26 protein-coding genes are annotated in these 16,725 nt (G+C 40.6%); 6 read left to right on the top strand and 20 right to left on the bottom strand.

The features are described from left to right. The first annotated feature begins 78 nt into the window (after positions 1-78). From J8L73_RS14890 to J8L73_RS14915, 6 genes are all read left to right on the top strand, one after another. On the top strand, positions 79-1,386 hold the full coding sequence (locus tag J8L73_RS14890) for a sugar ABC transporter substrate-binding protein (RefSeq protein ID WP_211018220.1): 1,308 nt from the start codon (positions 79-81) through the stop codon (positions 1,384-1,386). A gap of 123 nt (positions 1,387-1,509) precedes the next feature. Next, complete coding sequence (locus J8L73_RS14895) at positions 1,510-2,382, top strand: sugar ABC transporter permease (RefSeq protein WP_138682297.1); 873 nt, start codon at positions 1,510-1,512, stop codon at positions 2,380-2,382. Positions 2,383-2,385: 3 nt separating this feature from the next. After that, the gene (locus tag J8L73_RS14900) at positions 2,386-3,216 is read left to right on the top strand and encodes a carbohydrate ABC transporter permease (protein ID WP_138682298.1); all 831 of its coding nucleotides are present in this window, start codon (positions 2,386-2,388) and stop codon (positions 3,214-3,216) included. A gap of 10 nt (positions 3,217-3,226) precedes the next feature. Next, positions 3,227-4,240 (top strand): ATP-binding cassette domain-containing protein, encoded by a 1,014-nt coding sequence (locus J8L73_RS14905; RefSeq protein WP_211018222.1) that lies wholly within the window; start codon positions 3,227-3,229, stop codon positions 4,238-4,240. Between the two features lie 201 nt (positions 4,241-4,441). Beyond that, positions 4,442-5,401, top strand: a complete 960-nt coding sequence (locus tag J8L73_RS14910) for a sugar-binding transcriptional regulator (RefSeq protein ID WP_211018224.1) — start codon at positions 4,442-4,444, stop codon at positions 5,399-5,401. A 606-nt stretch (positions 5,402-6,007) separates the two neighbouring features. Further along, entirely contained in the window at positions 6,008-6,481 is a 474-nt protein-coding gene (locus tag J8L73_RS14915) for a DUF3653 domain-containing protein (protein WP_211018226.1), read from the top strand. 160 nt (positions 6,482-6,641) lie between these two features. Here J8L73_RS14915 and J8L73_RS14920 read toward each other — a convergent pair whose 3' ends face one another. The 20 genes from J8L73_RS14920 to J8L73_RS15010 all read right to left on the bottom strand — a co-directional run bounded on the left by J8L73_RS14920 (position 6,642) and on the right by J8L73_RS15010 (position 16,423). Further along, positions 6,642-7,124 carry a hypothetical protein gene (locus J8L73_RS14920; RefSeq protein ID WP_211018227.1) on the bottom strand — a complete coding sequence of 161 codons (483 nt, stop codon included), beginning with the start codon at positions 7,122-7,124 and terminating at the stop codon, positions 6,642-6,644. A gap of 131 nt (positions 7,125-7,255) precedes the next feature. Then, positions 7,256-7,471: a hypothetical protein gene (locus J8L73_RS14925; protein ID WP_211018230.1), complete on the bottom strand. Its 216-nt coding sequence runs from the start codon at positions 7,469-7,471 to the stop codon at positions 7,256-7,258. Between the two features lie 87 nt (positions 7,472-7,558). Continuing rightward, positions 7,559-7,846, bottom strand: coding sequence for a hypothetical protein (locus J8L73_RS14930; protein WP_211018231.1), 288 nt, complete (start codon positions 7,844-7,846; stop codon positions 7,559-7,561). A 123-nt stretch (positions 7,847-7,969) separates the two neighbouring features. Then, positions 7,970-8,158, bottom strand: coding sequence for a hypothetical protein (locus J8L73_RS14935; protein WP_211018240.1), 189 nt, complete (start codon positions 8,156-8,158; stop codon positions 7,970-7,972). Then, a complete protein-coding gene (locus J8L73_RS14940; protein WP_211018242.1) occupies positions 8,151-8,573 on the bottom strand; it encodes a hypothetical protein in 423 nt (140 codons plus the stop codon). The genes J8L73_RS14935 and J8L73_RS14940 overlap by 8 nt, the downstream gene beginning before the upstream one ends. A 93-nt stretch (positions 8,574-8,666) precedes the next feature. Beyond that, positions 8,667-9,098 carry a hypothetical protein gene (locus J8L73_RS14945; protein WP_247659674.1) on the bottom strand — a complete coding sequence of 144 codons (432 nt, stop codon included), beginning with the start codon at positions 9,096-9,098 and terminating at the stop codon, positions 8,667-8,669. A gap of 43 nt (positions 9,099-9,141) precedes the next feature. After that, positions 9,142-9,351: a hypothetical protein gene (locus J8L73_RS14950; RefSeq protein WP_211018244.1), complete on the bottom strand. Its 210-nt coding sequence runs from the start codon at positions 9,349-9,351 to the stop codon at positions 9,142-9,144. Further along, positions 9,344-10,219, bottom strand: a complete 876-nt coding sequence (locus J8L73_RS14955) for a hypothetical protein (RefSeq protein ID WP_211018246.1) — start codon at positions 10,217-10,219, stop codon at positions 9,344-9,346. The genes J8L73_RS14950 and J8L73_RS14955 overlap by 8 nt, the downstream gene beginning before the upstream one ends. Next, positions 10,207-10,857: a hypothetical protein gene (locus tag J8L73_RS14960; protein WP_211018248.1), complete on the bottom strand. Its 651-nt coding sequence runs from the start codon at positions 10,855-10,857 to the stop codon at positions 10,207-10,209. The genes J8L73_RS14955 and J8L73_RS14960 overlap by 13 nt, the downstream gene beginning before the upstream one ends. Then, positions 10,857-11,690 carry a hypothetical protein gene (locus J8L73_RS14965; RefSeq protein WP_211018250.1) on the bottom strand — a complete coding sequence of 278 codons (834 nt, stop codon included), beginning with the start codon at positions 11,688-11,690 and terminating at the stop codon, positions 10,857-10,859. The genes J8L73_RS14960 and J8L73_RS14965 overlap by 1 nt, the downstream gene beginning before the upstream one ends. 9 nt (positions 11,691-11,699) lie before the next feature. Further along, positions 11,700-11,834: a hypothetical protein gene (locus tag J8L73_RS19465; RefSeq protein WP_282098647.1), complete on the bottom strand. Its 135-nt coding sequence runs from the start codon at positions 11,832-11,834 to the stop codon at positions 11,700-11,702. Next, positions 11,831-12,211, bottom strand: a complete 381-nt coding sequence (locus tag J8L73_RS14970; protein WP_211018252.1) for a hypothetical protein — start codon at positions 12,209-12,211, stop codon at positions 11,831-11,833. Before J8L73_RS14970 ends, J8L73_RS19465 begins: the two co-directional genes overlap by 4 nt. Before the next feature lies 1 nt (position 12,212). Beyond that, a complete protein-coding gene (locus J8L73_RS14975; protein ID WP_211018262.1) occupies positions 12,213-12,461 on the bottom strand; it encodes a hypothetical protein in 249 nt (82 codons plus the stop codon). Then, on the bottom strand, positions 12,461-12,610 hold the full coding sequence (locus J8L73_RS14980; protein ID WP_211018263.1) for a hypothetical protein: 150 nt from the start codon (positions 12,608-12,610) through the stop codon (positions 12,461-12,463). The genes J8L73_RS14975 and J8L73_RS14980 overlap by 1 nt, the downstream gene beginning before the upstream one ends. A 9-nt stretch (positions 12,611-12,619) precedes the next feature. After that, positions 12,620-12,940, bottom strand: coding sequence for a hypothetical protein (locus J8L73_RS14985; protein ID WP_211018265.1), 321 nt, complete (start codon positions 12,938-12,940; stop codon positions 12,620-12,622). Between the two features lie 9 nt (positions 12,941-12,949). After that, the gene (locus tag J8L73_RS14990; protein ID WP_247659675.1) at positions 12,950-13,849 is read right to left on the bottom strand and encodes a major capsid protein P2; all 900 of its coding nucleotides are present in this window, start codon (positions 13,847-13,849) and stop codon (positions 12,950-12,952) included. Positions 13,850-14,280: 431 nt separating this feature from the next. After that, positions 14,281-14,973, bottom strand: coding sequence for a hypothetical protein (locus J8L73_RS14995; protein WP_211018267.1), 693 nt, complete (start codon positions 14,971-14,973; stop codon positions 14,281-14,283). A gap of 2 nt (positions 14,974-14,975) precedes the next feature. Next, the gene (locus tag J8L73_RS15000; protein ID WP_211018270.1) at positions 14,976-15,575 is read right to left on the bottom strand and encodes a hypothetical protein; all 600 of its coding nucleotides are present in this window, start codon (positions 15,573-15,575) and stop codon (positions 14,976-14,978) included. A 13-nt stretch (positions 15,576-15,588) separates the two neighbouring features. Then, on the bottom strand, positions 15,589-16,206 hold the full coding sequence (locus J8L73_RS15005; RefSeq protein ID WP_211018272.1) for a hypothetical protein: 618 nt from the start codon (positions 16,204-16,206) through the stop codon (positions 15,589-15,591). After that, positions 16,190-16,423 (bottom strand): hypothetical protein, encoded by a 234-nt coding sequence (locus tag J8L73_RS15010; protein ID WP_211018275.1) that lies wholly within the window; start codon positions 16,421-16,423, stop codon positions 16,190-16,192. The genes J8L73_RS15005 and J8L73_RS15010 overlap by 17 nt, the downstream gene beginning before the upstream one ends. Positions 16,424-16,725 lie beyond the last annotated feature (302 nt).

Raw genomic sequence — 16,725 nt, forward strand, 5'->3', positions numbered from 1 at the left:
TTATCGCTTTATTTAGTAGGGCGTTTAACACTTAATTTATTTAAGCGTCTTATTTAACATATTCTTGAGGGTTCCCCCATGAAAACTAAACTATTAATGCTAGCATGCGGTGTTATGGCAATGAGTAATGCTGCCGCAAAAGAAACCATTACCATCGCAACTGTAAATAATGGTGACATGATCACCATGAAAGAATTAAGTAACAACTTTGAAGAAAAATACCCAGACATCTCATTAAAATGGGTAACACTTGAAGAAAACATTTTACGCCAACGTGTAACTACCGATGTAGCGACAAAAGGTGGCCAGTACGACGTAATGACTATTGGTACTTATGAAGTGCCAATTTGGGGAAAACAAAACTGGCTAACTGAGCTTGATGATTTAGGCGAAAACTACGATGTTGATGATTTACTGCCTGCCATTCGTAGTGGTTTAACGATAGATAACAAATTATATGCAGCACCATTTTACGGTGAAAGCTCTATGGTTATGTATCGTACTGATCTGATGGAAAAAGCAGGCCTTGAAATGCCAAAAGCACCGACCTGGAGCTTTATTCAAAAAGCAGCAAAAGCAATGACCAATAAAGAAGACGGTATATACGGTCTTTGTTTACGTGGTAAAGCAGGTTGGGGCGAAAATGTTGCATTAATTACCTCAATGGCTAATTCATTTGGCGCACGCTGGTTTGATGAAAACTGGAAACCCCAATTTAATACACCACAGTGGAAAGAAACACTTCAATACTACGTAGATGTAATGAAAGAGTCAGGCCCTGCGGGTTCATCAGCAAATGGCTTTAACGAAAACTTAGCATTATTTCAAACCGGTAAATGTGGTATTTGGATTGATGCAACCGTAGCTGGCGCATTTGTTACTAACAAAAAAGACTCTGAGGTCGCAGATAAAGTTGGCTTTGCACTCGCTCCTGATAACGGCTTAGGCAAACGCGGAAACTGGCTATGGTCGTGGACACTTGCTATTCCATCGAGTAGTAAAAAATCCGACGCAGCTATGAAATTTATTAGCTGGGCTACGTCTAAAGAATACAGCCAGTTAGTTGCTGATAATAAAGGGTGGGCAAAAGTACCGCCAGGTACACGCGCATCTCTTTATGAAAACGAGCAATATATGAGTGCAGCACCATTTGCACAAATTACGCTTGATTCAATCAACTCAGCAGACCCTAAAAACCCTACTGTAAAACCTGTGCCCTATGTTGGTATTCAGTTTGTAGCCATTCCTGAGTTTCAGGGAATTGGAACCGCAGTTGGGCAGCAATTTTCAGCTGCGCTCACTGGGCAGATGACCGTTGAGCAAGCGCTCAATGCATCACAACGCTTAGTTGAACGCACAATGCGAAAAGCTCGCTACCCAAAATAAATCAGTAGGCAGGTAAGCTCTCAACTTACCTCGTATTTAATGTCAGCATTAGCTAAGAATTATAGTGAAGCCCACACTGGGCTTTACTAGGGATAATGCTGACTTTTGAAAGGTCACCACACTATGGCAACGACACAATCACGTACGCTTGCACGCATGATGCTATTCCCTAGCGTAATTTTATTACTCGGTTGGATGATAGTACCGCTGTGCATGACATTGTATTTCTCATTTGTAGATTACAACTTACTTATACCTGGAGAGCGTGAATTTGTAGGCTTTTTAAACTATGAATTCTTTTTAACTGATCCAGCATTTTTTGAATCTTTTTTTAACACGCTTTACCTAGTAACGGGTGTATTAGCCATCACTATTTGTGGTGGTATAGGGTTAGCTATTCTCCTTGACCAAGCGATATGGGGAAGGAACTATGTACGTATTATGGTTTTAGCGCCATTTTTTGTTATGCCAACAGTATCGGCATTAGTATGGAAAAACATGCTAATGAACCCCGTAAATGGTTTATTTGCTCACTTTGCACTATGGCTTGGCTTAGATCCCATTGATTTTTTTGCACAAATGCCTTTGTTTTCAATCATTATAATTGTGTCTTGGCAGTGGCTTCCATTTGCAGCGCTGATTTTACTTACTGCTATTCAATCATTAGATCGTGAACAGCTAGAAGCCGCAGACTTAGACGGCGCAGGGCCTTTTAGTAAGTTTTTTTACATTGTTTTGCCGCACTTATCACGTGCAGTTACCGCTGTAATATTAATTGAAACAATATTTTTACTGTCTATTTTTGCTGAAATTTTAGTTACTACCAGTGGCGGGCCAGGTTATGCCTCTACCAATATTACTTACTTAATTTATACCCAATCGCTCTTACAGTTTGATGTGGGCGGCGGATCAGCAGGGGGCATAGTGGCAGTTATCATTGCCAACATAGTAGCCATATTTTTAATGCGCCTTATTGGCAAAAACTTGGAGGGTTAATTCATGGCTATTGCATCAACCAAACAATCAAAAATAATTTATACCCTTGCTGCTTGGACGATCAGTGGGATGATTTTCTTCCCAATTTTATGGACACTAATCACAAGCTTTAAAACAGAAGCTGAAGCTATTTCAGCAACCCCTGCGTTATTTGCATTCGATTGGACACTTGAAAACTATCAAGATGTATTAGCACGTTCGCCTTATTTTGATCACTTTTGGAACTCAGTTGTAATTTCACTTGGTTCAAGTTTATTAGGACTAATGATTGCCGTACCTGCAGCATGGTCAATGGCATTTGTGCAAACTAAAAAAACTAAAAACCTATTAATGTGGATGCTTTCTACAAAAATGTTACCACCAGTTGGTGTGTTAATTCCGATTTACTTATTGTTCAGAGACTTTGCACTACTTGATACCAAGCTTGGCTTAGTCATAGTAATGACATTAATTAACTTACCAATAATGGTGTGGATGTTATACACCTATTTTAGAGAGATCCCAGGGGAGATTTTAGAAGCATCACGTATGGATGGCGCAACAATTGGCGAAGAAATATTTCATGTTTTACTCCCAATTGCCTTACCAGGTATTGCCTCAACACTACTATTAAACGTAATTTTGGCTTGGAATGAAGCATTTTGGACACTTATATTAACTGCTGCAAATGCCGCACCGTTGACGGCATTTATTGCCAGTTACTCAAGCCCTGAAGGGTTATTTTACGCCAAATTATCGGCAGCTTCTGCCATGGCCATTGTGCCAATATTAATTCTTGGTTGGTTTAGTCAAAAACAATTAGTGCGCGGCTTAAGCTTTGGCGCAGTAAAGTAGGAGAACACACATGGGCAGCATCACACTAAAAAAAGTAACTAAAAACTTTGATGAAGTAAACGTAATAAAACCGCTCGATTTAGAGATTAAAGACGGTGAATTCATTGTATTTGTTGGGCCATCAGGCTGCGGTAAATCAACACTTTTACGTATGATTGCAGGGCTTGAAGACACAACAAGTGGCAATATTGAAATAGACGGGCAAGACGCAACACATACACCACCTGCTAAACGTGGCTTGGCAATGGTATTTCAGTCTTACGCTTTATACCCGCATATGAGTGTGCGAAATAATATTGCTTTTCCACTAAAACGTGCAAAAGTGAATCCAGCTGAAATAGAGTCTAAAATTGCAAACGCGGCTAAAATATTAAATTTAACAGACTACTTAGACCGTAAACCAGGTCAGTTATCTGGTGGTCAGCGACAACGTGTAGCTATAGGGCGCGCAATTGTTAGGCAGCCATCGGCGTTTTTGTTCGATGAGCCACTGTCAAATTTAGATGCATCGCTTCGTGTAAACATGCGTTTAGAAATATCTGAGTTACATAAAAGCTTAGCAACAACAATGATTTATGTTACTCACGACCAAGTTGAAGCCATGACAATGGCTGACAGAATCGCGGTATTTAATGGCGGAATTATAGAGCAAGTAGGAACACCGCTTGAGCTATACCAACACCCGGTAAATAAATTTGTAGCGGGCTTTATTGGCTCTCCAAAAATGAACTTTATTGATGTAACTAACGATAGCAATGCGCAAACACAAAGTTTAGGTGTACGTCCTGAGCACTTTGAAATTTCCACTGACTCAGGTACATGGCAAGTTACTGTAGGTGTTATAGAGCATTTAGGTTCTGAAAGCTTTTTACATGTAACCATTGAAGATGGCAGTACAGTAACAGTAAAAGCTGATGGTGATTGTCCTTTAAAATACGGTGATACTATTTACTTAAGTGCGCCTGAGCATAAAGTACATCGGTTTGATAAAAATGGCTTAACTATTAAAAATGCCGCACCTTAAAGCGTAAATATGCACCAATACTTTATACGAGCTCGTTTACGTATAAAGTATTGGTTATTAAGTACATGTGATACTTCGGCATTTTATAAATCGATGATATATTTACGAATATTATAAGATGATTAATTGCGGTGTATTTTAGTAATTTATCTAAAAGTTATCGAACCCAAGGACACGATCCTTTGATATTAAGAGGTTTAAGTGGCAAAGCTATCAAATACAGAAATACGTAAGCTTGATGATGCAGCAAGAGCAGGGTGGTTATATTATGTTGCGGGAAAAACCCAAGACGAAATAGCTAAAAAGTTAAATGTATCTCGCCAATCTGCACAACGAATGGTCGCTTTATCGGTAAGCCAAGGGCTAATTAAAGTCAGGCTTGAACACCCAATTGCTAAATGCATGGATTTAGCTGAAAAAATAAAAAATCGTTTTGGATTAGAGTCATGTGAAGTGGTACCAAGTGACGGATCAGATCCAAATTCTACTGTTGGTTTGGCACAAGCTGGCGCGGCAGAAATTCAGCGCCATTTAAAATCAGAAACACCAAAAATATTAGCTATGGGAACTGGGCGTGTATTACGTGCCTGTGTTGATGAATTACCAACACTTGATTGTAGTCAACATAAAGTAGTGGCCATGCTTGGTAATATGGCCCTTGATGGTTCGGCGTCACCATATGACGTTGTGGTAAGAATGGCTGAACATATCAATGCAAAGCATTATCCAATGCCATTGCCGGTATTACCAAGAAGTGTTGAAGAAAAACAACAGCTTCATGCACAGCATAATATTACCAGTAATTTAAAGTTAGCTACTCAGGCGGACGTTACATTTGTTGGTGTTGGTAGCTTAGGTGAAAAGTCGCCACTGCATATTGATGGATTTATTGATGAGCAAGAACTTAAAGAGCTACAAAGTTTAGGAGCCGTTGGCGAAATGATTAGCTGGGTTTATGATAAAACAGGCCAACTAATTGATTGCACGGTAAACCAACGTGTTGCCAGTACGCCTTTAAAAATTGAAAGTAATAAACAAATTTATGCGATTGCTGCAGGTGAAGATAAAGTTTTAGCAATACTTGGCGCTGTTAGGTCTAATATGATCAGCGGATTAATTACTAACGAATACACAGCAGAACGGTTGTTAAGTATTGAATAGTAATCAGCTAAATTTTAAAACTCATATAGCAGTGTATTTAAATGGATTATTTAAGTTTAAATTAATAGGAATATATAAGTTTAATTAAGTTTTTCAGCTATTCAGAAATTACGAATTCAAGACAGTTGTTATAGCTGTTGTAAGTAGTTACATGAAGCACTAATTTTTAAAGTAATAAAACACATGTATAAAGTTAGCTTATGTCCGATACCGTCTAGTATTGGACATTAAAGGGGTGTTATTAACACTCCTTTTTAAACACTCGTTAACTACCTATAATTTATATTATGTTAAATAGCGTATGGATGGATTTATATGGGTAATCCCCGTCATTTTGTCGCTGTATTTGTGTGATATTTAGGCGGTATTTAAGTTCAGTCAAAATACCCCCCCTAAGCCTTGTTATTATAAGTTTTCTATTTCTCTTGAGAATTCGGTTAAATCGTAAAAAATAAATATAGCAATCTAAAAAAAGAATGGAAATTTACATATTTATTTATATAAAGACGCTTATCAATGGTGATCACTTTATAAATCAGTAAGCGATATCACAATGAGCGCCCCTGAGAATCCTCTCGGGTTATTATTTTATGGATTACTTTTTTTATGGATACATTTAGAAATTTATTGTTTCGTGCTGGCTTTATGAATTTTGATAAACTAGATAAGCGAGCTGCAATGGAGTTTTTACTTATTAATACTGAGCGAACTTTAGAGCGCTGGATAAGCACTGACAAGCCATGCCCGCGTGCTGTGCTTATGCTTGAACAACGAATAAATGGCGGTATGAGCTTTCACAAAAATTGGGAGGGATTTTATATTTGCCGTGATGGATATTTATGGACACCTCACGGAAAACGCTACGAACCTGACTACATAAACAAAATAGAGTTTTTACAACGTGCAGCTCGTTATAATGAAAGTCATGTAAATGCCCTACAGCATAAAATTGATCACTTACATGAATTAGTTGAAGCCAGTAATACACTAAAGGCCATAGGTAATGACTTAATTAAAATGAGTGACGATTTTGCACTAAAAGATATAGTGTTGAAATATGGGGATAAAAAAAGAGCCTAAACAATTAAATTATTTTTCAATTTAACTAATAAAAAATTATAGCAAGTACCCTATTGGTAATTGCTATTTTTAGCATCATAAGTGTTATTGGAAGCTAAACCAGTAATTCATTTCCTGTCAATAAAAGTGCATAATGAGTGGCATAGAGACCTCCAGCTACTCAATATAAAGCTTTTGACAGTTTTTCAATCTGTTTTTTGAACTCTGTTCTTGCTAATTCAAACCCCTCCATTTCAGCTTTTAATTCGCTACTTAGATGAGTCTCAGTAAATAATTTAGCGCACTTATCTCTCGATTGAAAAACTAAATATAATTCAGACTTCAACTCTGGGAAATGAATGTTAACCAACATTTTTAGTTCGATAAACTCAAGCTTAACGTCAGTTTGACTTTTTGAATTACTTAAATGTAAATACTTAAAACAAGTAGTAATAAATGATTGTGACCACTTATCGAATTTTACGTAAAGTTCTTCAAGTTTTAAGAGCTTATTCTTTTCCTTCTCTTTCAAATTTACTTGAGCTAATAATTCTCGACTATTTGAAGAGTTGATCTTATTAGTGAGATATACAGCACCCAATGTAAATAAACCTGTAACGAACGTGCTAAGAATTATGATTATATCTTTCAATTGAAATTCCACAGGGGGTTCCTTATGTAATAACGCTGCTTTAGGCGATAAATTATAGTTGGCGCAAATAAGCAAGACAGAAAATACAACCGTTATTTGTTCTCGAATAAAACCCTCTGCCTTGGTTTATTGCTAAATACTAACTATGAAACTACGGGACTTTTCATTTTTTCGTATGCATTCCATTTTTCTTGAATTGCACCTTCTTGAGTTTTGTGAGTACTTCTAATCACTTTTCCGGTTATCAATGTGAATTCAACATAGTTGTATTCATCATGATTAACTGGAATGTTTTCGATAGCAATTACGTTTTTTAAATCGATAACTTGATCATTAGCAGTAAGAAATAAACATCGCATATTATTCTCTTAAATTAATTAGGGTTAATAAATAAAGGCTAACGCCACAAAAAGTGAGACAAAATGTAAAGCAGAGCTAAACATACTTTAACTAATACACTTATAAAACCGTTCAAGAATATAAGCCCTCAAATCGTTTTCCTGCTCAGGTAATGCGCCTCTAACTAGATAAAATTTATTGATATTTGATAACTTATTATAAATAGCTTTTTCCATATCCAATTTTTTATTTACGCGTTCAAATAAAGCGCTCATAGCTGAATTCATGCAAGACTTTGAAAAGTCGTCTTGAATTATTAGCAAACGATCTAAAGAGCTTAAATTATCAGAACTGTCTAAGTGATTACCTGCTAAAGATAAATCTATTTTGCTCATTGTATTATTGACCTTATCTGAGTTTGTAAAGCATCATAATACAATAAAAGGTGTGTAAGTGAACAATGATTAGATGAAACTAGAAATTGTGAATAATAATGTTTGTAGCGTGGGCGCTACGTGTTAAATGCCAACTTTAACACGTAGCGCGGTGATGATTTTCTGCATTTCTTTGATGCATTCTTTTAAATCTTCATTTTGGTTTTGTAAAAAACCGATGTGAGTTTTATTAGTCACAACGACCGTCGTTATAATAATTATCTGCATAACGATAAATATAAAGTCCTTTAAATTGAGGCTTAAGCTATCCATTTTTAGCCCTCTTAACTGACGCTATAAACTGTGGTACCACGTTTTTTAAGCTCGCGATGCCCCACACGCCCCCATTTATGGCGATCCATGTTTGAATTAACCAGGGCGGGACACCTTCTAAATTTTTAAAAATTTCTGCGCCATGTCCTGGCGAAATAACCGTTATTAAAATGGGCGCGGTAAACATGGAGTAACTAAAGAACCGAAGCGTTTTATCTTTGTCTTGTAGGCTTTGCATTTCCCAATTGTGGTTATTATCAACGCCCGACTGAACAAGCTTTGTTTGGCCGTTGATTACGGCCAATTCTCTGTCATGTTCAGCCTTTTTGATTTTACCGCGATATTCTATGTACGTAGTGATGGGGGCAAAGATGCCACCCAGCCAACTAAAGAACGGGTTTGCTTTAGTCGTCATCTAAAATCCCCTTGGTGTGTTTTTTAACTTGATACACAGCAAAAGCCCCTATTAACGCCCCTGCTACTGCGGTGATTAACCATGTTTTATTTATCATGCGAGTGCGACCCCTTCGCGTGCTTGGTGTAGATTAAATGCCCCTTTTGCCCCTTCAAAATCTGACATTGCAAGCATAAGCTCAGGGTAAAGGTGTTCGGGTATTGCATCGTTACTCGTTATGGCTAAACGCTGGCTCACATACTTAATATAATTGTGTGTATGGTTTACGTAAGTTTGCCCGTTGTGCTCGCCGTTTGCAGGGGCCCAACGATTTAATATTGCGTCGAGCGTATAAGCGCCATACTTATTTTTGTATGTCATAAGTAACTTATACGCGGCACGAAACCCAAACGCAGGCGTTAAAAATTCCTCGTAACCCTTTTCAATATCGCGCTCGCGTTCACCTTCCCAATCGTTCCCCGTTCGTATGTTTAACGGGTTGTTGTAACGCACGTTAAGCGGTGTAGTTTGCTTTTTTGTTATCATGTAAATAAGCCCTAAAGTACAAAGGGAAATAAGCACAGAATGCCTACTCACCTTTAGCCCCTTCTAATACGTACACCACGTCGCCCGCGTCGTTTATCACTGTGTTGTTAATTAACTCACAGCCTAATAAGTCGGGGTTGTATTCGCTGATTTTAATTTCATCTGCGGCAATCTGTGCATCAATACCCACCATGCGAACCCCTGTTATAAAGGTTTTATCTTCAATGTCTGTAAACGTTAAAATATTAAACATACTCAATCACCTGCCAATGAACAACGCCTGAATTACCGCCGCCTGTCTGTTTTAATGATAGTTTGTTAGCTGAAATCATTTGGCCGTATGTCCCACTTGAGCCTGATATTAACAGGGCACATTTTGATAAGTTAACACTTGATATTGTGATGTTTCCTGATGTTCTTATCCCCAACGCTAACGTGCCACGCTGCACCGATTTAATGCCACTTGCTTTAGCGTTTATATTGGCATTTATACGGCTTTCCGATGCGGTTATTAATCCCGCAATTGCATTTTTTGCCGTTGTAATGTAGCCGTTAACCGTTGATAAAGTGTTGAGTCTTGCTGAATTAATTCCAGTCAACACCGCTGTTTTAGCCGAGGTAACCCCAGATAAAACTGTTGTTTTTGCAGAAGTAACCCCAGATAAAACCGTTGTTTTAGCTGAGGTAACAGCGCTCGTTACTGCGATTTCTGACAGGGCGATACTGTCAGCGGTAGCACTAGTTGCACTGGTTGCTGTCGTTTCTATTTTCTCTAAAACGGCATCAGCACTTGTTGAAATAGTAAAGTTAAGGGCGCTTTGGCTGTTTTGCACTTCTTCAACGACGGCCGTTTTAAAGCTGGCTAAATTAGCCACGGTTAAATCACCGCTACTGTCAATTTCAGAGCTTAAAAGGTCTTTGAGCGCTGCAAACTCTAGGTTAACAATGTCTTTTATATCTGCTGTGTTAACACGCGAGACGTAGCTGTGGCCTTTAACTTCATCAACATTGCTAAACACCTCTACAACAAGTCGTTCGACTTCTTTAAACTCAATCGTTTGTGCGTGTGTTTGCTTATCAATTAACGGCTTAATGTTTGGTTGGTTACTTACTCCCGCCACTTTTCACCCCCTGCTAATGTCACTTTATTTTCACCGGTGTTTTTAACATACACGGCTGTTTGTGTTTCTAACTCATACGATGCTGGATTGTTTTTATTGCCAGATAAGAAAATGGCGTTGTCGATACCTTCCGGCGATGCACCCACACGAACGGGCGTGAACTCGTCGCCCTCGCTGATAACTTGAATTAACGCGCTACGCCCAATGCTATTACGCGCTGCAAACACCTTTACCGTTTGGCCTGCTGAAATAACGGTGTTATTTGTTGGTATGGCTTCAAAATTATTTGATGGTAAGATTGCCATTTTGCCATTTTCTACCGTTGCATTAGCATTAACTTGTATCGCCTCACGTATGCGGCTTACTTCTACTGCATTGGATATTGATACAACGCCTTTACCAGCGGCATACACTTTTAGATTTGATGCTTCATATTCAAGCTCAATCGGGTGTGCGCTTTCGTTTTTAAAGGTCACTTGGTTATAGCCTTGCGTATCTATTACGCGGCCAACTTCACCAACCAAACTACCAAACTCACCCTCTATTTTAAAACGCGTACTTGCTTCAACAATCGAGAGCCAGCGCGCGCCCATTGGGCGCTGCTGCTCTTCTCCTGCTTTCAATGTCATTACAGGCATTATTTACCTCTACTTATTGACGTAACAACAACCGCAATCCCGATAATACCCAGCGCTAAGGCCATATACTTGACCATTTGCCCCGCTTGATTAGCCACAATATCTTGCCCCTGCAGGGCGGTGTTTTTGGCAAGCGCTGAAATAATGCTTTTGTCTTCGGTTGCTGATTGTGCAATTTGTGCAACGGTTTGGCTTGAGCTGTTTAACTGGGTTTGTGTGGCGCTTAATAAACTGCTCGATAAGTCGTTTATTGCATCGCTGCTAAACTCGCTAAAACTATCAATTACTGAGCGGCCAAAGTCGCCCACCTCACCGACAGCGGTGTTAGCAGTATCACCCACAACACTAACCGCATCACCTGCAAACCCCAGCGCAGAATCAAGCACATTGCCGTTTTCTTTAATTGCATCAACGGCCGTTTTTGCTGCTATCTCAGCCGCTTTATTCGCGGCATCAATGGCGGCTTTGCTTACGTTTTCGTTTGTATTAAGTGCTTTTTCGCCAACGTTCAACGCACCATCTGCAACGTTATTTGCAAAGTCAAACGCATTGCCAATAGCGCCGCCATCCAGTATGGATATGTTGCCGCTATTGCCTGCATAATCCCCATCATTTGTAACGCTGTTGTCCACTTCCCATTCTTGGGAATTATCAATCTCCCACTCTTGGGAGTTATCAATCTCCCATTCTTGAGAATTATCAACGCTATTATCATTTGACGATTCATCATGCGTTACATTGCCGCCCACCCCTGCATAATCACCATCATTAACAATATTATTGGTAGTTTGCTGATTGCTGGTTGATTGGCTGCTCTTGGATTTACCACCCATACCAACCTCCTAACGCGTTAATTGCAGCGCAGCGGGCAACTTACCAACATTACCGCCGATAGCGTCGCGGCGAGCCTTACGCACTACACGGTTAACTTTGCGGCGCTTTAGCTTTTGCGCGCCTTTCGCTGTTAATACTTTCATTGTAAATTTATCCTGTAGATATATTCATCATTGCCAAATAGGGCTTTACGCACTTCGATTAATTGCGGCTTAAATGCTAATGCGCTTATGCCTTTTGCTAAAAAATGCGGGTTTTTAGTGTGGTAGCGAATAGAGCTAAACCCGTCCTGCAGGGCGAATAAAACAAACTCATTTACCGCATTGGCAAGGCCAGTGCCTGCCACGGCGACGAAAACAAGTTCATGACCTTCTGGGCGAACCACTGCAAATAAAGCTCTATTATTTGATTGGTAGACACTGGCTAAACCCTGCTTAATTTCGCGTTTTATCGCCCCTGCGCCGCCTTTCATAGCGGGCGCTAGGGTTTCTTTTGCTATATCGAAGCTCACTTTATGCATGTTATTTTTTAAGTACCATGTAAGCGACACCCAACCCCACCAAACCAAAAAGTAGCCAAGGGCTAACACCCTCACCGCCATAGTTTAAGCCGCCGAATTTAGAATCGGCGTTAAAGGTTTGGTCGCCATTGCTGGCACTGCTGCCGCCGCCCGTCAGTGGGTTTTCACCCAGCGCACCTAATGCACTCATTGGGTTTGTTGCACCCAATGCGCCCGCACCTAGTCCGCCTAACGCGCCTAAATCAAACATTAGCGACCCCCTTTATAAACTTGGTAGCCGACATAACCCACACCCGCGACTAACGTTAGTTTTGTGGCTTTGCTGAGCAAATCAGACGACCACGCACCGCCCGCAAAACCAAGGCCACCGCCGACAAAAAATACTAAGAGTAACGGCATGAAACCCCCTTATCTTTTCATTAAAAACAGCACAGCGATTACACCGCCTGCAATTAATAATTTGTTGTCAACGCCAGCAATGATTTGATTGCTAACAGCGGGTGCGTATTGCGGTGCGCCCGTGTTTGTAGCGGCCACCGTCGTAGAGCCATCAACAGCATTGCCCTTAAGCGGCTCCGCGTTCTTTAGGTTGTCTACATTTTTTGCATTGTCAGAATTAACCGATTTTTGGTAATTCTCGTATTGGTCGCCAATTACTTGTGTCGCGCCACTGTATAAGTCTCCGCTCACATCGGTAACCGTATCAACTATCGAATCCCACCAAGACATAAAATCCCCTTATGCTGAGCGGCTGATTGCTAGCTGCGCTAACTGCTCGCGCGTTGGTTTTGCTTTAACTTGTTTAAAGCCTTGGATATGCGTTTTAATCGTGCCTTTACCGCTTACGGTCAATTCAAAATTTAAACCCTGTGTATTAATTGCGCCTTCATTACCAAAGCCCAGGGCTGTGAAATCTAAAATACAATAACCCGCTTGTAACTTAACGCCGGCGACACGTTGAAGGTGGTAATCTAAGTCGCTACGCATTAGGCGGTTTATTGTTTTATCACCGCGTTTAATACGAATTTCTGAAATCGTCACTTCGTTTTCAGCAAATACCATTCGCTGAACTTGCTCTGACGGGTTGCCGTTAGGGAATGACCATTGATGCTCACCGCTTGCGCCTGTTTGTTGCGTTGCTTCATAGCGCGTTGGAACATAAATACGGCCTGTTGGCTTGGTATCGGTTACCCATGCTTTTGCTTTCATTGTTGGCACATCGGGATCGTTTTCACCCTTGCCGACAAACTTCACTTTTAGCGTTACTGTGTCGGTAATTTCAGTAACCAATTGTGTTTGGTAAACACCTTGCGATGTGCGGTATTCAAATTTAGATAAATCTAAAACAAAGCGGCCTGTTTTTTGGTGCTTTTTATAGGCTTTATCCAACACGTCGAGCATTACATTTGATGAATAAACAACGGGCGCACCATTAATATCAATGGTGATTTTTTCAATTGTTTGGATATGCTTTAAATTGGTTTCAAGCTCAATGGAATGATAAGTGAGGCCAGCTTGTAGATTAATGGTTGCCTCTTCATTGTAAGCAACACCAGTTGCGCCTTCTAATTGGATCATTGACGGTTGCATAACACCCATCATTACCGCAATCGCGGCAGCAATACTTGTTTGATTCATTTTTTAACGTCCTGCGTTAGTAATTTTAAAAAAATTCTTTTTGGCTTAACGGGCATACCCAGTTAACCAATTACGTCTTCTACTGCATCAACGTTGTTTGATGCCCATACAACACCCGCCGCAATCAGTGTGCAGATACCAATAACCAAGTAGTTACTTTTGTTCAATTTCATTTTTGTTCGCTCTCGCTATGACTGTTAAAGAAAAAGTGTTTAATAAGTTTTACTGCTGCAAACGCGGCGACCGCCGCGCCTGTGCCATATATAATTTGTTTGTTCACGTTGCGCCGTCTATTCGTTGCTTGCTTGAGTGGCTTTTAGTAAACGCTATGGTTTCGGCTTGGGTCAATGGAGGAAAATGGGCGTTAACCTATTAGGTTAAATTAGGCGGAAAAAAACCGCATTTAAGCGGTTTTCAAGAAGAGACTATTTTTAAAATCGAAATTTACCCTTTTTGACGTTACCGAATCCCTCACCCTTAAAGTAATATTCGAGCTTGTTTAAGGCCATTATATCGGCGGCCGTTACTTGCAGTTCTTTGGCTACGCGTTCAACATCACTGACTAGGTTTTGACACCCAACCCATTTATAACCGGACATAGAAATAACCGTATTAGGTATCGGCGCTAATCGTTGGCTTACCGAATGCACCATAAGATTAAACTTACGCCCTGCCTCTAATAGCTCACCGTAAATAGAATCCTCATCGCCTGACGATACCGTCACACGGTTAATTTCTTCGGCGATAAAATGCAGGGTTTTAGGGTGCTTACCATTCCCCATACCCCACACAATGGCGCACACTTCTAAAAACAATTTACGAATGCTGCTTTTATCTTTTGGGGGATTGTTAGGGGTAAATGCAATCTTAAAGCCTTGCTTGGTTTTACGCCCTGCATGAACCGCCATTAAAAACCCTTTTAAGGTTGAGTAAGTGCGAACCTGTCGCCCTAAAAACTCTCCCTCTTTATATTGGCCGTATAAGTCCCAAAACACCACTTGGTCAGTGGCTTTGATCAACTTCATTTTACGCGTAGCAACAGACTTACCCGACCCCGTAGCCCCTGCGTAAAGTGCGTGCGTAATGCTTAACTTATCATTAGGGTTAATCGGTGATAATGACATAATTAAGCCGCCTGCTCAGCCGTATTGACGGTCTGAGCCGTGTTGGTAGGCTCTGTGGCGCTGCTTTGCTCTGGCTCTGGGCTTTCAGTTGGATTAACAAGCTTTTCTCTATCCAGCGCTTTAAGTGCCTTAATTTGGCTTACTGAGCCATAAGCGAGCATGCCCAATGCGAAGGCGGCTTTTATTTCTACTTCATAGTTGCCCATGAATGGCACTAACGACCCGCTGTATTTTTGAATTGCCGGCGCAATTGCCTTGGCCGATTCCGCTTTTTCTAAATCAGCAATGGTAAAACTTTTATGACCGAACAGTTTAAATGCGCCTTCAAGCCCAGTTACTATGTTCGTTGCCATGTACATAGAGCCTTCTTCGGTTTGCATTTCTTTAATCAATTGCTCCTCTAGCTCTTCTTTTGTAGGCGGTTTTTCATCTTTAATATTCTTCTTAAGCGGATCGAAGTCCTCGCCTTTACCAAGGTCAATACCGAGCCTGTTCGCTTCGGCCAATACTGCATCATCACGGGTTGACTCATCGGCGATAGCGTCAGCCGGTTGCGTAAGTTCTTCTATTTCATTTGTTTGATTTTCGTTTATAGCGTTCATGATTTACCTTAGATTAAATAGCGAGTAATACACCGAGACCAGCACCGACAAGGGCAAATATACCCACGCGCTTGGCCTTTTCAGGGGGGATTGTCTCGGGTGTAATTGGGAGTGTGTCAGTTTTAACCGCGTGTTTAGCGGTGTCTATCGGCTTAGGTGCGGCCACTTTTTCGGCTTGATTTACGGTTAATGGGTCGGCTTGTACTTGGCTGGATACCGCTATTTGTGCGGTATCCAGCGGCTTAACCGTATCGGGAGTATCAATTGCCCTAGTCTTACTTTCATTTAAACCTATAAGGTTAGCGCTTTCGCTTTTTTGTGCGATAGCCGGCGGGGTGTGTTCCTGGTCTTTTTCGTCTACGTCGATACGGGGAGTGTTTGCGGTTAAAAGCGCTTCGATAGTTGGTTGCATTTCACTTGCTATCTTTTCTTGATAAGGCTTACCACCGCATTGATCTGTACCGCACTCTTCACATATCAAATAATACGTGTTTTTACGTTTTCCCTTTGGTTGGTGAACGCTGGCAATTGAACCACAGTGATGCAGATACACACCAACCACAGGGTTTTTGCTTGTACGTAATGGGACTGTGCCGCCTGATACAGGAACTGTTTTACTTGGTAATTTCATCATTCCCCCCAGCAACGGGTTTAAGCTCGCTTAGTTCTTGACGTAATAGCTTAGTTTCTTGGCTAAGTTCGCCGCACAGCGCCGCGAACATTTTTAATAAAACTAACGTTTCATCCCCTAAATTTATTGCGGCTGTTTTTGTGGTTAACATGCTGGCGCGTTTCGCTAGTTCTGCGGCTGTTTCAACACGTTTTATCTGATTAGTAATATCGGACATTTCAACACCTGTCTAAATCTGATCACATGATCAGTTTGTTTATTAAGTGCTTGGCAGAGCGTAAAAAACAAAATTTGTGGATAAGTGGACAGAATCCGCTGCGCGTATTACTGACGCACTTAACACACAATACAATCAGCCGTGGATATATGGACAAAACCCCCTGCGGGGCTTATTGACGCACATACCACACCGCCCTATAAGTTTCCTTTGATTTTTTAATAAAATAACTTAGCTTTTTTAACGCCTAGCGGCGGGCTAAAGGCTGGCCCCTGCGGGGCTTTTCTCCTCACTTACGCCTT

It is taken from the genome of Pseudoalteromonas sp. MMG006 (assembly GCF_018101025.1).
Taxonomy (GTDB): domain Bacteria; phylum Pseudomonadota; class Gammaproteobacteria; order Enterobacterales; family Alteromonadaceae; genus Pseudoalteromonas.

Excerpts from the sequence above, each read along its gene's own strand:
- J8L73_RS14950 (WP_211018244.1), bottom strand. The coding sequence starts at position 9,351 with ATGTTTAATATTTTAACGTTTACAGACATTGAAGATAAAACCTTTATA.
- J8L73_RS14890 (WP_211018220.1), top strand. The coding sequence starts at position 79 with ATGAAAACTAAACTATTAATGCTAGCATGCGGTGTTATGGCAATGAGT.
- J8L73_RS14970 (WP_211018252.1), bottom strand. The coding sequence starts at position 12,211 with ATGCATAAAGTGAGCTTCGATATAGCAAAAGAAACCCTAGCGCCCGCT.
- J8L73_RS19465 (WP_282098647.1), bottom strand. The coding sequence starts at position 11,834 with ATGAAAGTATTAACAGCGAAAGGCGCGCAAAAGCTAAAGCGCCGCAAA.
- J8L73_RS14895 (WP_138682297.1), top strand. The coding sequence starts at position 1,510 with ATGGCAACGACACAATCACGTACGCTTGCACGCATGATGCTATTCCCT.
- J8L73_RS14915 (WP_211018226.1), top strand. The coding sequence starts at position 6,008 with ATGGATACATTTAGAAATTTATTGTTTCGTGCTGGCTTTATGAATTTT.
- J8L73_RS14960 (WP_211018248.1), bottom strand. The coding sequence starts at position 10,857 with ATGCCTGTAATGACATTGAAAGCAGGAGAAGAGCAGCAGCGCCCAATG.
- J8L73_RS14980 (WP_211018263.1), bottom strand. The coding sequence starts at position 12,610 with ATGCCGTTACTCTTAGTATTTTTTGTCGGCGGTGGCCTTGGTTTTGCG.
- J8L73_RS14905 (WP_211018222.1), top strand. The coding sequence starts at position 3,227 with ATGGGCAGCATCACACTAAAAAAAGTAACTAAAAACTTTGATGAAGTA.
- J8L73_RS14995 (WP_211018267.1), bottom strand. The coding sequence starts at position 14,973 with ATGTCATTATCACCGATTAACCCTAATGATAAGTTAAGCATTACGCAC.
- J8L73_RS14930 (WP_211018231.1), bottom strand. The coding sequence starts at position 7,846 with ATGAGCAAAATAGATTTATCTTTAGCAGGTAATCACTTAGACAGTTCT.
- J8L73_RS14975 (WP_211018262.1), bottom strand. The coding sequence starts at position 12,461 with ATGTTTGATTTAGGCGCGTTAGGCGGACTAGGTGCGGGCGCATTGGGT.
- J8L73_RS14965 (WP_211018250.1), bottom strand. The coding sequence starts at position 11,690 with ATGGGTGGTAAATCCAAGAGCAGCCAATCAACCAGCAATCAGCAAACT.
- J8L73_RS14925 (WP_211018230.1), bottom strand. The coding sequence starts at position 7,471 with ATGCGATGTTTATTTCTTACTGCTAATGATCAAGTTATCGATTTAAAA.
- J8L73_RS14940 (WP_211018242.1), bottom strand. The coding sequence starts at position 8,573 with ATGACGACTAAAGCAAACCCGTTCTTTAGTTGGCTGGGTGGCATCTTT.
- J8L73_RS14985 (WP_211018265.1), bottom strand. The coding sequence starts at position 12,940 with ATGTCTTGGTGGGATTCGATAGTTGATACGGTTACCGATGTGAGCGGA.
- J8L73_RS14945 (WP_247659674.1), bottom strand. The coding sequence starts at position 9,098 with ATGATAACAAAAAAGCAAACTACACCGCTTAACGTGCGTTACAACAAC.
- J8L73_RS15010 (WP_211018275.1), bottom strand. The coding sequence starts at position 16,423 with ATGTCCGATATTACTAATCAGATAAAACGTGTTGAAACAGCCGCAGAA.
- J8L73_RS15005 (WP_211018272.1), bottom strand. The coding sequence starts at position 16,206 with ATGAAATTACCAAGTAAAACAGTTCCTGTATCAGGCGGCACAGTCCCA.
- J8L73_RS15000 (WP_211018270.1), bottom strand. The coding sequence starts at position 15,575 with ATGAACGCTATAAACGAAAATCAAACAAATGAAATAGAAGAACTTACG.
- J8L73_RS14990 (WP_247659675.1), bottom strand. The coding sequence starts at position 13,849 with ATGAATCAAACAAGTATTGCTGCCGCGATTGCGGTAATGATGGGTGTT.
- J8L73_RS14935 (WP_211018240.1), bottom strand. The coding sequence starts at position 8,158 with ATGGATAGCTTAAGCCTCAATTTAAAGGACTTTATATTTATCGTTATG.
- J8L73_RS14900 (WP_138682298.1), top strand. The coding sequence starts at position 2,386 with ATGGCTATTGCATCAACCAAACAATCAAAAATAATTTATACCCTTGCT.